Below are 13,500 nucleotides of genomic sequence, written 5' to 3' on the forward strand. Positions count from 1 at the left end.
TGTGCGCCGCTGGATAGCCAATGTGGTAGTCAATGTAGCGGCGCGCGTAGTGGACAAGACTTTTTCCTACGCGGTGCCAGATGACTGGGAAATCCATCGTCTGCTTGGCAGTCGAGTTTTAGTGCCTTTTGCCAATCGCAAACTGGTGGGATATGTTCAGTCTTTGACGCCTGTCGATGTCAGCCCCCCTGGCGTATCGACTGTCGAGTTGAAGCCATTGCTTGAGATGCTGGATAGTCTGCCGCTTTTGACACCAGACCTGCTGGCGCTGGCAGAATTTATTTCATACCGTTACGCAGCGACTCGTCTGCAGTCGATTGAGACGATGCTGCCCTCTTTGTTGCGAGGAATGCCCCGTCAGAAAGGTAAGGATAGTGGTGCCAAAGCATACCCTGTCCTGGTGCGCAGCGCTAGTCTGTCTGAACTGCAACAAGCACTCTCCAGTGCACGGGCAAATGCGCACTGGCTGAAGAAAATTCTTGCGGATTTAATGGTGGATGAAGAAATTGCGCTTGCCAAATGGGCCATCACCCCTAGTCATTCGAGTGTTCAGCAACTGCTTGAGCGAGGTTTGGCACAAATGCAATGGCGTGAGAAACCTCGTTTGCAAGCTTTCTATGAAGAATTGGCACTGAGTTCAAAAACGTCCACCAAGTCTTTGCCAGAACTGACATCCGCTCAGCAACGGACGCTCGCTCAACTGAGTCAAGCGCTTGCTGTCAAGGAATCAAAAACTTTTGTATTGCACGGAGTCACTGGGAGTGGCAAAACGGAAGTTTATTTGCGATTCATCGAACAGATTGTGAAAGCTGGCGGTGGTGCGATTGTGCTCGTTCCAGAAATTGCCTTGACACCGCAGATGGTAGAAAAATTTGTAAGCCGATTTGGTTCTAAAGTAGCACTTTTGCATTCTGGTTTATCCGATGGCGAACGCCGAGACGAGTGGATGAGGTTGCGCCGCGGCGAGGCATGCATTGCTGTTGGAGCGAGATCGGCCATCTTTGCTCCGGTCGCCAACTTGCGTTTGGTTGTTATTGACGAGGAGCATGAACCTACTTATAAGCAAGAAGAATCTCCACGCTATGATACACGCCAAGTTGCACTGGAGCGCGCTCGTTTGTGTCAGGCTATCGTCCTGTTAGGAAGTGCCACACCTTCTCTGTATGCTATGAATTTGGCGGAAACCGGCAAAGCACGAATGCTCAGTCTTCCCCAACGAGCGAATGGAAGGCCATTACCAACTGCTCAAATCATCGATATGCGGGAAGAATTGCGCAATGGACATACGAGTATTCTCAGCCGGGCCTTACAGGAAGCTCTAACGGAGACGCTCGCACGGCGTGAACAGACGATTCTTTTTCTGAATCGACGTGGTTATGCGTCTTTCTTGCTTTGTCGGCATTGTGGCGAAGGTGTAGAGTGTCCGCGTTGTAGTATTCATCTAACCTTACATCGGCAGGGACAAACAGGTGGATTTCGTTTGACGTGTCACTATTGCGGATATTCGACGCCCGCACCAGAGCGTTGTCCGGCTTGCGCTGAAGTTGCTATGCGTCCGTATGGGCTGGGAACGCAACAAGTCGAGGATACGTTAAAAGAGCTGTTTCCCACTGCCCGCATATTGCGCATGGATGTCGATAGCACACGGCGCAAAGGAGCGCATAAAGATCTGTTGGATAAGTTTATGCATCAAGAAGCGGACCTTCTGATTGGCACGCAAATGATTGCCAAGGGACTTGATTTCCCCAATGTTACGCTGGTGGGTGTTTTAAATGCTGACTCACTTCTGATGGTACCGGACTATCGATCAGAGGAGAGAACTTTTCAGCTGCTGACTCAGGTAGCAGGGCGCGCTGGACGCGCAGAAAAACCGGGCAGCGTGCTGATTCAAACCTATCGTCCAGAGCACCATACGATAGTAGCTGCGGCGCGCCATGACTACAACGCGTTTTATCAATATGAGCGTTATCAACGATTACAGTATCGATACCCGCCTTTTTGCGAGATAGCAGCTTTTCTCGCTAGTCATCAAGAGGAACGTTATGCCAAAGGTGCTGCCGAGCGCTTTTTTCGCGAATTGATGCGTCATCCTGCTCCTGATGGGGTTGTTGTTTTACCAGCTTCGCCTGCCGGACTTTTGCGTGTAGAAGATAGGTATCGCTATCAGGTTGTGGTAAAGTATCCTGAGTGGAACAATGTGCGAGATTGGATCATCCAGGCGTTTGACACTGTCTATGAACGAATGCGGAAAATACAAGGCGTCTGTATATTAGATGTCTCCGCAGGTCGTATAGGTTAAGGAGTTCGGGAAGAGGAGAGGATGTTTATGGCGTTGCGTGTCATCCGTACGGGCAACGACCCTGTTTTGAGACAAGTCGCTAAACCGGTGCCAGTCGTCAATGAGGCTATTCGCAAGTTGTTAAGTGATATGGCAGAAACTATGTATCATGCCGAAGGAATAGGTTTGGCTGCTAATCAGATTGGAATTGCAAAGCGAATTGTGGTTATGGATATCGGTAAGGAATCAGGCTTGATTGAAATGGTTAATCCGGAAATTATAGAGAAATCCGGGACTCAGCGTTCTGTAGAAGGGTGTCTCTCATTGCCTGGCATCAGCGGTGAGGTAACACGCGCGGCGTATGTGCGCGTACGTGCTTTGAATAGACAGGGAGAGACTTTTGAAATAGAAGCCAAAGATTTGCTCGCTCGTTGCATTCAACATGAGATAGACCATCTCGATGGTATTCTCTTTACTGATTATTTAACTTCTGAACAGATTCGTAGAGATGAATCCTATGCTTCGGAGGCGCAGCAATGAGTGATTACCGCGTATTGTATCTCGGTACACCAGATTTTGCTGTGCCTGCTTTGAGGGCGTTAGCTGAAAGAGGATACCAACTTCGGGTTATCACACAACCGGATCGTCCAACTGGCCGCAAACGTTTGTTGACGCCTCCTTCTGTCAAACAGGAGGCTCTTCGTCTCGGCTTGCCTGTGTTGCAGCCAGAACGTCTCAAGACCCCCGAGGTGAGAGAGTATGTTGCCTCATTTTCTCCAGATGTTATGGTGACAGCTGCTTATGGGAAGATTTTGCCAGAATGGTTTCTCGAAATGGCTAAACAGGGTGGGTTAAACATCCACGCTTCTTTGCTTCCTAGATGGCGCGGCGCAGCGCCTATTCAAAGGGCCATCATGGCAGGGGATACGGTCACGGGCGTAACGCTTATTCAAATGGTACGCGAGTTGGATGCCGGCCCTATTCTGGCTGCGGCTCAAACTGAAATTGCCGCGAATGACAATGTGGAAACTTTGCATCAACGCCTTGCTGAAATGGGTGCTCAATTACTTATACAGTATTTGCCGAATTATTTGGCAGGCTGTTGTAAACTACAACCGCAACCTGCAGAAGGTGTGACGTATGCAGAACGTATCTTGCGTGAGGACGAATGGATTGATTTTTGTCAGCCTGCATGTCAGGTGGATTGCCAAATTCGCGCTTTGACACCTTGGCCTGGTGCGTCAGTGATGGTGGAAAGTGAGCCTATGAAACTATGGAATGCGCGTTTGCTGGAAACTGTGATACCTGCGAAGGCGGTTCCTGGCGAAGTGGTGATGAATGGGAATTTGGTTTCTGTAGCTTGCGGTGATGGTAGATGGATTGAACTTATCGAAGTGCAACCTTCAGGGCGCAGGCGAATGCCTGCGGATGCCTGGATGCGTGGGTTAAACGGACGGCAGGTGATTTTTTCGTGCAAAGACGGCCATCCATAACAGCTCGTTCAGTTGCGCTGGCGGTGCTCACGCGCGTGGAGAGTGGAAACGCCTATGCCAATATTCTGCTGGCCGAGCAATTGGCGAATTCCCCCCTCGACGCGCGCGATCGAGGTTTGTGCACAGAATTGGTTTACGGTACCTTGCAACAAATGCGTCTTCTTGACGCTTGGCTGCAAACCTGTTTGCAACGCTCGCTGCAAAGTCTGGATAGCAACGTGCGATGGATTCTGCGCATGACAGCATACCAATTGCTTCACCTGGATCGTATACCTGATTATGCTGCCATCCACGCGGCGGTTGAAATGTGCAAAATTTCGGCTCCACGCGCTAGTGGTTTTGTCAATGGTGTTTTACGTAATCTGATGAGACGCGGCTCACCTCGTCAGCAGTTGGACAGGCTTTTACAGAATGTGACCGATCCGATAGAACGCCAAGCTCTATCCTTGTCATTGCCCACATGGATATACGCAGGTCTCAGTCAGCGATATGGTGCTGAAGCTGCTACCCGAATGCTGGAGGCGCAAAATCATCCTGTTCCGCTCAGTGTGCGCGTCAATTTGTTGCGAACCAACCGTGAAGAATTGTTGCAGCGTCTCCATCATCAACTGGGTGAGGGTGCGGCAGAGTCTTCGCCACTTTGTGAAGAAGCTGTGCATTTACGTTTATCGCAAGATGTCCGCTCACTCGATGTTTATGGTGACGGTTGGATGACTCTTCAAGATGAAGGAGCCATGCTTGTGGTGGAGGCTGTGGATCCACAGGCAGGTGAGCGTGTTTTGGATATGTGTGCCGCTCCTGGTGGCAAAACTACACATATGGCAGAACGCATGGGCAATCAAGGATGGATTGATGCTCTGGATGTGCATTTGCACAAAGTTCGATCGATCAAAGAAGCGGCTTCAAGATTAGGAATTGATATCATCCATCCGCGCTTGTTGGATGCACGCAAGGCCAGTAATCAACCGCCTTTGCAGGAAGTCTATGATGCTGTGTTGTTGGACGCGCCTTGCAGCGGTTTTGGCGTATTGCGTCATCGTCCCGATATTCGCTGGCGCAGAAGTCCTGCAGATATTGAAAGTTTGAAGGTTTTACAACAGGAATTGCTATGGAATGCGGCGCGTTTCGTTCGTCCTGGAGGTAGGATTGTCTATTCTACTTGTACGCTCTGGGCGGAGGAAAACGAACTGCTAGTTGAACGGTTTTTATTGGAACACAAGGAATTTCAGGTTGTGGCGGTTCCTCGGTTGGAGCGTCTTTTAGCAGGGCGGCATTTGACTCAACTAGGATACTTACTGTCGCCTGAATGGTATGCGACGGATGGATTTTATATGGTTCGACTGGAGAAACAAGTTTAGATGGTCTTGCCAATCGATATGTCAAGTAAGTATAGGAAGCTATGGAAGTCAAATTTAATGATGAAATCAGAAGAGAGGAATTTCTGAAATGGCAGTTCATCTATACAACATGCGCGAACAAGAGCTCTCAAGCTGGTTTGCAGAAACTTTTCAGGAACCTGCTTATCGCGGTCGTCAAGTATTTGAATGGTTATATCAAAAACGCGTCACTGATATCCAACAGATGACCAATCTATCTAAGATATTGCGCGCAAAATTAGCCGAGTTTGCGTTTGTGCAAAATTCTACCGAGATTACCCGGCAAGTTTCGCGTTTTGATGGCACCACCAAGTTTCTGCTCGGTTGGCCTGATGGAGTGAGCGTTGAAACTGTACTGATGCGTCATGAATATGGCAACAGTGTCTGCGTTTCAACGCAAGTAGGGTGCAAGATGGGATGTACGTTCTGTGCCTCAACACTGGGTGGAATGATACGGCAAATGTCGGCAGGCGAAATGGTTGAGCAATTGATGTACAGTCAACGATTGCTCGATGAGCGGGGGCAACGTGTCTCTTCCGTCGTTTTGATGGGTTCTGGTGAACCGATGGATAACTTTGATGAGGCTATGAAATTTATTGATATTATTCACAGCCCTCGTGGTCTGAATATTGGATTGCGGCACATCACCATCTCGACCGTAGGTCTTGTGCCAGGTATTGTACGTCTTGCAGATGATGGACGTCCCATTACATTGGCCGTATCCCTGCATGCTCCAAATGATCAATTGCGTTCTGCCATGATGCCGGTCAATAAGGCCTATCCTATTGCAAAACTTATGGAAGCTTGTCACTATTACTACAGCAAGACTGGACGCAGAATCACGTTTGAGTATGCGCTGGTTGGCGGACAGAATGATAGCTTGGAGCATGCGCGGGAATTGGCGAAACTCTTACAAGATTTGCCCTGTCATGTCAATCTGATTCCTGTCAACTATGTGCCAGAGCGAAATTTGGAGCGTACTTCTGTGCAGGGTGTACAAGCGTTTCTACGACAACTGGAGTCGCTTGGCGTCCATGCAACGGTGCGACGTGAAATGGGCCATGACATTTCTGCTGCTTGCGGTCAACTGCGAGCAGAGCATCTTCGTAAGGCTTGACTTGCATACATTCTTTCTGGATAGACTGTGAGAGAATTGAAAGGTTTTATTCTATTGAATCTTCTGCTGGAGGTGGCAAATTGCTCTTTGCGGCCAAATCCCATATTGGTCTTGTCAGGCCAATGAATCAGGACAATTATGTGGTTCTGCCTCAGCTTTTTCCCAGGCAAGCGTGTGTGGTAGCAGATGGTATGGGTGGGCCGTCTGCGGGAGAAATAGCCTCGCAAATTGCCATTGAAAAAGTGAGTGAGTATTTGCTGGAACATCAGACAGAGGATATGGATGCTGAAGAATTGTTGCGTGAAGCGGTTCATGTGGCCAATCAACACATTTATTTGACTGGGAAAAATAATCCAGCTTATTTTGGCATGGGAACCACGATTGTTTGCGCTCTTCTTCATCCTCAATCCCTTCATATTGCCCATGTTGGGGATAGTCGAGCTTATCTTTACCACGCAGGTATTTTAGAGCAAATCACAGCTGATCATTCTCTGGTTGCAGAATTGGTAAGGCGAGGCCAATTAACTGAAGATGAGGCAAAGCACCATCCACAGCGGCATTTAGTCACACGTTCGCTGGGTGCTGAAGAACACCATTATCCAGATGTAAGAACGCTTTCCTGGGCAACAGGAGATACTCTTTTGCTCTGTACAGATGGACTTTTTAATCTTGTGGAGGAGAATGAACTTCTTCAAGCTATGGAAGAAGCTTCAAAATTGCTTGACAGTAAAGATCTTGACGATATAGCCACACAATTAATTCAAACTGCGCTCTCGAGAGGCGGATCGGACAATATTACGTTAGTTTTGGCAGTGAATCGTAAAGGGGGTGAGAGACCGTGACGGAGCGCATTTTGGGCGGACGTTATCGTTTGCAGGAAACGATTGGCGGCGGCGGTATGGCAGTCGTCTATAAAGCAGTAGATGAACTGCTGGGAAGAACAGTCGCTGTAAAAATGCTCCGTCCCCAATTTGCTGGTGACGAAGAGTTCGTTCAGCGTTTTCGGCAAGAGGCGCAGGCGGCGGCCAAATTATCTCACCCTAATATTGTAAATCTATATGATGTTGGTATGTCAGACGAAGAGTATTTTATTGTCATGGAGTATGTGGATGGTCCTACGCTGAAGGATCTAATTAAGACAGAAGCACCATTGCCAGTAGAGAAAGTAGTCGACATTACTGCGCAAATTTGTGAAGCTCTGGCCCATGCTCATGAACATCGAATTATTCATCGCGACATTAAACCACATAACATTCTATTAACCAAATCTGGTCTGGTAAAGGTTACTGATTTTGGGATTGCTAGAGCTGTTACGGGAACCACCATTAACGATCGACAAGCCACTTCAGTACTCGGTTCCGTCCACTATTTTTCTCCAGAACAGGCTCGCGGCGGCAATGCTGATGTGAAAAGTGATATTTACAGTTTAGGTGTAGTGATGTATGAGATGTTGACCGGAGAGTTACCTTTTTCTGGTGATTCACCGGTCAGTGTGGCGCTTAAGCATCTGCGTTCTGACTTTGTTGAACCTCGACAATTAAACCGAAACATTCCGCAAAGTGTCGAAAATATTGTTCTACGTTGTTTAGCGAAATCACCTGAATGGCGCTATCCCGACATGACGGCCATGTTGGAAGACTTGGATGATGCGCTTGTTCATCCAAATGTGCAGAAACTCAGTCTGCCCAAGGAGGCTTCTGATGAAACGATTGCCGTGCCAGTTGTGCGTGAGGATAGTGCTATAACTGGTAACGATCAGGATAAAAACAAAAAGAAGAAAAAGAAAAATAAAAATAAGCCCAAAAGACCCTGGTGGCAAAAAATTCTCTATTCCATTTTAGTGCTTTTGGTCATCGGGCTTGGTATCTGGGCTGCATTAACCATTTTGACTCGCGTACTAGAAGTACCCAACTTAAATCTTCCCAATGTGGTGGGTGATCAAGAATCAGTCGCTCTTCAAAAATTGGAATCAGCCGGTTTTCAACCCAATCAGATAGTGGAAGACAGAGGAACGAGCGACAAACCCAAAGGGGTTGTTTACGATCAAAATCCTGAAGGTCCGACGGAAGTCAAACAAACAAGAATCATTACTATCTATGTGAGTAGTGGTGCACCAACAGTCAAGATGCCTGATTTAACTGGCGTAATTGCAGATATGGCGGAACAGACTTTGGTAGATGCGGGATTTACGCGCAGCCATATTGTCATTAAAAATGAGACAAATTCCAACACTCCTTCAGGCGAAGTGATTTCTACGAATCCACCCGCTGGGACAACTGTGGCTACAAACAGTACCGTTACACTTTATGTCTCACAAGGGCAATCCAGTGTTTCTGTGCCAAATGTGGTAGGAATGAGCTACGCTGATGCCGTTAAAGCATTGGAAGCAGTAGGATTACAGGTAGGTACAGTTACACCTGTCAATTCTACAAAGCCGAGTTCTACGGTCGTACAAACTTCACCTGCGGCGGGTGCTAATGTACAACCTAATTCAACGATTAATCTGTACATTTCTGACAATCCAAACACTTCAAGCAATGGTTCGTCGAGTAACAACAGTACAGGTGGGAATTCAACATCGAATACGCCGCCACCGAATACGACCCCGCATCAGGTGAAAATCACTGTTCCTGTTAATTCTGGGCAGGGGCCTGTACATGTGCAAATTGCTTTGACAGATGCTGAAGGCAGCGGGCAAATAGTCGTTAATCAAGAGATTTCGCAAACAACAAGTTGGACAGAAACGCTTTATTTGCAACCCGGAGAAAATGGGCTGGTACAGGTTTATTTGAATGGCAATCTGGTCAAGACCGTTCAGGTGCAGGGATAGAACAGAAAACGCTCCAATCAGGAGGGATGTGCTTGCAAGGGCGAGTCATTCGTGCGCGCGGTGGTTTCTTTGATGTTTATACAACAGAAGAAATAGAACGTCGTTGCCGTGCGCGCGGTATTTTTAAAAAAAGAGGACAGACTGTGTTGGTGGGCGATCTCGTTCAACTGGTGCCGATGGGAGAAACCGAAGGCGTCATTGAAGAAATCTTGCCGCGCAGTACAGAACTGTTACGCCCGCCAGTTGCCAATATTACGCAAGCTTTTGTCATCTTTTCCATTGTTGAGCCGCTCATTCAAACCTACTTGCTCGATGGTCTTCTTGTGGCTGTTCAACAGGCCGGGATTCGACCTGTCATTGTTTTTACAAAATGTGATATTGCAACGGATCAAGATAAAGAAGATTTGTTTAACCAATACCGATTGACTGGATTCCCCATTTTTTTCGTCAGTAGTCGCAAAGAAATCGGGCTAGAAGATGTGAAAGAGGCGTTGACAGGAGAAATCACTGTATTGGCAGGCCCATCCGGTGTCGGCAAGTCTTCTTTGCTCAATGCCTTAGCACCTCATTTTTCCCTTGAAACTGGAGGAATTAGCGAAAAAATGGGGCGTGGTCGACATACCACGCGCCATGTTTCTCTTCTCTCAGTCGGTGAAAACGCGTGGGTTGCTGATACTCCTGGCTTTAGTCAATTAAGTTTGTCGGTGGCCTCTCAGGATGTCCGACTCTATTATCCTGATTTTTTTCCCTTTGCCCAAAATTGTCCCTATCGAGGATGTTTACATTTGCAAGAAGAAAATTGTGCTGTACAAGCTGCGGTTGAACGGGGAGATTTGCCTGCAGAGCGTCTCACCAATTACCAAACATTGGTTAACAATAAGATAGAACAGGAGGGACGTCAATATTGAAAAAAATTCTTGCCCCCTCCATTCTGTCAGCCGACTTCAGCCGTCTGTCTGAGCAAGTGGACGAAGTAGTTGTGGCAGGTGCAGAATGGATTCACGTCGATGTCATGGATGGTCATTTTGTTCCCAATCTCAGTATGGGTCCTGTAGTCGTGGATGCCCTGCGCAAATCGTTCCCTTCTCTTTTCTTGGACGTGCATCTCATGGTTGAAGCCCCGGAAAAATGGATTACTTCTTTTGCCAAGTCAGGCGCCAATCGCCTGACCATTCATGCTGAATCCACTCCTCATGTGCATCGTGCTATTCAAATGATTCGCAGCGCTGGTTTGCAAGCGGGTATAGCATTCAATCCAGCTACTGGATTAGATACGCTAGCCTATATTGTTGAAGATGTCGATCTCGTTTTAGTCATGACTGTAAATCCAGGTTTTGGCGGTCAACATTTGATTCCTGCCACGTTGCCCAAAATTTCTGAAGTCAGACGCAAGCTGATTGAGTATGGGTGCAGTACGGCACATGTACAGGTAGATGGCGGAATATCTCTGGAGACGCTTGAACAGGTGATGTCTGCGGGCGCCAATGTCATAGTGGCTGGATCGGCCATTTTTGAAGCGGCTCACCCCAAAGAACGTGTCCAGGAATTTCTTTCTCGATTTTAAGCTTGGCTCACAGCACATTTTCTCCTTAATTGAATATACATCCTAAGAGATGGTGACCATGCGGCGCTGTTCGCAGCGATATGGGTCCAAAGGGGAGGGAAAGTGTGTTGAAATTTTACACGATTAAACTTCCAAAATTTCTAGGTGGTATTGTCAAAGCAGTGTTGGGAACGGTTTCCAAGGACTAATGAATGTCAAATGTATAGTATAGCTAGCATGAGATGGGAATTTGCTGACTCATTTCAACTTTGCAGAGCAGGTCAGTGGGAACAAAAAAAGCACCCGTGCAAACGAGTGCTTTTTTCGCTGAATGAAATAATCCTCTTCATCAGTAATGGTTAAACCCAAATTCAAACCGCTCTGGTCACCCTGCCGGATTTTAGGCATGTTGTGCAAACCCGCATCCGCTTCACGGTTCCGTTCACGTTGACGCGAACGGGCTGAAGGTTAGGGAGCCAACGGCGCTTGGTGAGAATATGGGAGTGGCTGACTTTGTGGCCAACCTGCGGACCCTTGCCGCACACTTCACAGCGTCTCGCCATGATGGAGCACCTCCTTGGCTACGAATGCTGCCCAAAGGCAGAATTTGCAGTCGATCGTTAACCCCAGACATCTTAGCATATGGGTCACTGGACTGCAATCATTTTGCGCGTCGCTTTTCCTCAATATCCTGATATAGTACAATGGGCAGTAAATAGCTGGTTGGAGATAGGGAGGTTGCCCATGCCGAAGACTTTTGAAACGGAATTGGGTCAAGTGACCGTGATGGAAGAGGTAATTGCTACTGTTGCAGGTTATGCCGCAATGGATTGTTATGGCTTGGTAGGCATGGCTTCTCGACGACAGGTCAAGGATAGCCTGACAGAACTGTTAGGCAGGGACAATCCAGGACGTGGTGTGGAAGTTCGCATTGATGAAAATGGCGATGTGGAAGTAGATTTGTACATCATTGTTTCCTATGGTACAAACATCTATGAAGTTGCTCAAAATCTGCGCGAGAAGGTTCGATATATGCTGCAGGAAAGTGTTGGTTCGGAAGTCAGTCGGGTAAATATTTACGTTCAGGGTGTTCGCGTTTCCAGCAACTCATAGGAGGACTGCATGGCCAATCCATCTTTTCTTCTCTCATCTCATCAATGGCAAATCCTGCTCGGCGCTGCGCACGCTGAGCTTTCTCTGCATGAAGAGGAAATTAACGCTTTGAATGTATTTCCTGTCCCAGATGGTGACACAGGAACCAACATGAATCTCACTTTTACGGCAGGCATTAAAGCGTTGCGCGGAAAATCGTTTCAGACCTGTGCAGAAGTCAGTAAAATATTTGCGGAAGGCCTTTTAATGGGAGCTAGAGGTAACTCGGGGGTTATTCTCTCACAACTTTTCCGTGGTTTCAGTCAAGTGGATGTAACCGCTTTTAGTGTAAACCAGTTTGCCAAAGCTTTCTTTGAAGGAGTGCAAATTGCCTATCGAGCTGTTTCGAAGCCAGTTGAGGGGACGATTCTCTCTGTGGCAAGAGATGTTGCACAAGCCGCTCAGAAAGAAGCGCGCCAAGAGAATGCTGATTGGACATCCTTGTTTGCCGTCATCGTAGAGAGTGCAAAACAGAGTTTGGCTGCTACACCGCAACAGTTGCCTGTCTTAAAACAAGCGGGAGTGGTAGACTCTGGTGCGCAGGGCCTCGTCTATATTCTCGCAGGCATGGCGGATGCAGTGTCGAGATGGAATAAGGATCAGGCATCTCCCCAGTACACGGAAACGGATACTTTTAATCCATCAAAATTAGAGCAGAAGAGCTTTTATCCTGTCGAGAATGTTGAAAATATCAGCAGCGATACTATTCATGAGCTGGTTGAATCTCACGGACATTACGGTTACTGTACAGAAGCTCTAATTCGGATAGAAGCTGGAGATGTGGATAGAGCTGGCGAATCTTTGCGTCATCAGTTACTGGCTGAAGGTGGCGACTCTTTGGTATTGGTAACGTCACCTCCATATTTGCGTATGCATGTTCACACGCTGCATCCTGGTCAAGCGTTGGAAGTGGCATTGCAGTTCGGTCCCCTTGTGCAGATTAAGATAGAGAACATGACAGAGCAAAATGCCCATTTGCATCAAGTTGAACAAGACTCAAGGCCGTATCCAGCGGCTCAAGATTCTACGGAGGAAGTGCAAAACATTGACCAGATGGCGATTGTTGCTGCTATCAATGGAGAAGGTTTTCGTAGAGTCTATGAATCGCTTGGTGTGACAGTCTTGGTAGGGCAAGAACCATTGGCCAATCCAAGCATTGAAGACTGGTCCAAAGCGATTGAGGCGAGTGGCGCAGAGCAAGTGATTCTTTTACCCAACCATAAAAATGTCCTTCTTTCTGCTGAGCAGGCTGCTCAACTGATGACAAAAGCAAACAAACGGGTTTCTGTGGTTCCAACGCGCACTCCGGTACATGGTATCGCTGCATTGCTTGCATTCTCTCCTCATCTTGGATTTGATGAAAATAATCTGGCCATGCAACGAGCGGTTTCTCAATGTCGAGTGGGAATGGTTGCCAAAGCAAGCCGTGATTCTGTCTATCAAAATCGTGAAGTCCGTGCAGGACAGTTTCTAGCACTTCTTGAAGATGAACTGTTGAACGTTCTGCCAGATGCAAATGATGCCCTTGTCTATTTGCTAAAAGAGCTTCTTCAGCCAGATTCAGAACTCATTACCGTTTATACAGGATCGGCGGCTTCCACTTCGGATTTGTCCTTGCTTCGACAGCAAATTGTGGCGCTTACGGAAATAGAAGTGGAGTTTCAAGAGGGCGGTCAATCGGTGTTTGATTATTTTATCACGGTGGAGTGAA

General features: G+C 47.5%; 14 protein-coding genes. 13 read left to right on the forward strand and 1 reads right to left on the reverse strand.

Annotated features, from left to right (window positions below; genetic code table 11):
• The first annotated feature begins 1 nt into the window (after position 1).
• The 10 genes from priA (at position 2) to spoVM (ending at position 10,846) form a co-directional block, all read left to right on the forward strand.
• On the forward strand, positions 2 to 2,299 hold the full coding sequence (priA, locus tag BUA75_RS06605; RefSeq protein ID WP_072873802.1) for a replication restart helicase PriA: 2,298 nt from the start codon (positions 2 to 4) through the stop codon (positions 2,297 to 2,299).
• 27 nt (positions 2,300 to 2,326) lie between these two features.
• The gene (def, locus tag BUA75_RS06610) at positions 2,327 to 2,818 is read left to right on the forward strand and encodes a peptide deformylase (protein WP_072873803.1); all 492 of its coding nucleotides are present in this window, start codon (positions 2,327 to 2,329) and stop codon (positions 2,816 to 2,818) included.
• Complete coding sequence (gene fmt, locus BUA75_RS06615; RefSeq protein ID WP_072873804.1) at positions 2,815 to 3,771, forward strand: methionyl-tRNA formyltransferase; 957 nt, start codon at positions 2,815 to 2,817, stop codon at positions 3,769 to 3,771. Before def ends, fmt begins: the two co-directional genes overlap by 4 nt.
• Entirely contained in the window at positions 3,750 to 5,129 is a 1,380-nt protein-coding gene (gene rsmB, locus BUA75_RS06620; protein WP_165611963.1) for a 16S rRNA (cytosine(967)-C(5))-methyltransferase RsmB, read from the forward strand. The genes fmt and rsmB overlap by 22 nt, the downstream gene beginning before the upstream one ends.
• 88 nt (positions 5,130 to 5,217) lie before the next feature.
• Positions 5,218 to 6,264, forward strand: a complete 1,047-nt coding sequence (gene rlmN / locus BUA75_RS06625) for a dual-specificity RNA methyltransferase RlmN (RefSeq protein WP_072873805.1) — start codon at positions 5,218 to 5,220, stop codon at positions 6,262 to 6,264.
• 80 nt (positions 6,265 to 6,344) lie between these two features.
• The gene (locus tag BUA75_RS06630) at positions 6,345 to 7,106 is read left to right on the forward strand and encodes a Stp1/IreP family PP2C-type Ser/Thr phosphatase (RefSeq protein ID WP_072873806.1); all 762 of its coding nucleotides are present in this window, start codon (positions 6,345 to 6,347) and stop codon (positions 7,104 to 7,106) included.
• Positions 7,103 to 9,094 carry a Stk1 family PASTA domain-containing Ser/Thr kinase gene (gene pknB, locus BUA75_RS06635; RefSeq protein WP_072873807.1) on the forward strand — a complete coding sequence of 664 codons (1,992 nt, stop codon included), beginning with the start codon at positions 7,103 to 7,105 and terminating at the stop codon, positions 9,092 to 9,094. Before BUA75_RS06630 ends, pknB begins: the two co-directional genes overlap by 4 nt.
• Positions 9,095 to 9,126: 32 nt before the next feature.
• Complete coding sequence (gene rsgA / locus BUA75_RS06640; protein WP_242650259.1) at positions 9,127 to 10,002, forward strand: ribosome small subunit-dependent GTPase A; 876 nt, start codon at positions 9,127 to 9,129, stop codon at positions 10,000 to 10,002.
• 5 nt (positions 10,003 to 10,007) lie between these two features.
• Complete coding sequence (gene rpe, locus BUA75_RS06645) at positions 10,008 to 10,658, forward strand: ribulose-phosphate 3-epimerase (protein ID WP_072873857.1); 651 nt, start codon at positions 10,008 to 10,010, stop codon at positions 10,656 to 10,658.
• Positions 10,659 to 10,765: 107 nt separating this feature from the next.
• On the forward strand, positions 10,766 to 10,846 hold the full coding sequence (spoVM, locus tag BUA75_RS06650) for a stage V sporulation protein SpoVM (RefSeq protein ID WP_129583545.1): 81 nt from the start codon (positions 10,766 to 10,768) through the stop codon (positions 10,844 to 10,846).
• Positions 10,847 to 11,008: 162 nt separating this feature from the next.
• Here spoVM and rpmB read toward each other — a convergent pair whose 3' ends face one another.
• Positions 11,009 to 11,182 (reverse strand): 50S ribosomal protein L28, encoded by a 174-nt coding sequence (gene rpmB, locus BUA75_RS06655; RefSeq protein WP_242650262.1) that lies wholly within the window; start codon positions 11,180 to 11,182, stop codon positions 11,009 to 11,011.
• Between rpmB and BUA75_RS16270 the strand changes: the two genes are divergently transcribed.
• The 3 genes from BUA75_RS16270 (at position 11,124) to fakA (ending at position 13,499) form a co-directional block, all read left to right on the forward strand.
• Positions 11,124 to 11,261: a hypothetical protein gene (locus tag BUA75_RS16270; protein WP_242650263.1), complete on the forward strand. Its 138-nt coding sequence runs from the start codon at positions 11,124 to 11,126 to the stop codon at positions 11,259 to 11,261. The genes rpmB and BUA75_RS16270 overlap by 59 nt on opposite strands.
• 120 nt (positions 11,262 to 11,381) lie before the next feature.
• On the forward strand, positions 11,382 to 11,750 hold the full coding sequence (locus tag BUA75_RS06660) for an Asp23/Gls24 family envelope stress response protein (protein ID WP_072873811.1): 369 nt from the start codon (positions 11,382 to 11,384) through the stop codon (positions 11,748 to 11,750).
• A 9-nt stretch (positions 11,751 to 11,759) separates the two neighbouring features.
• Complete coding sequence (gene fakA, locus BUA75_RS06665; protein WP_072873812.1) at positions 11,760 to 13,499, forward strand: DAK2 domain-containing protein; 1,740 nt, start codon at positions 11,760 to 11,762, stop codon at positions 13,497 to 13,499.
• The last annotated feature ends 1 nt before the right edge of the window (position 13,500 follow it).

Source organism: Alicyclobacillus tolerans (genome assembly GCF_900142255.1).
GTDB lineage: Bacteria > Bacillota > Bacilli > Alicyclobacillales > Alicyclobacillaceae > Alicyclobacillus_I > Alicyclobacillus_I tolerans.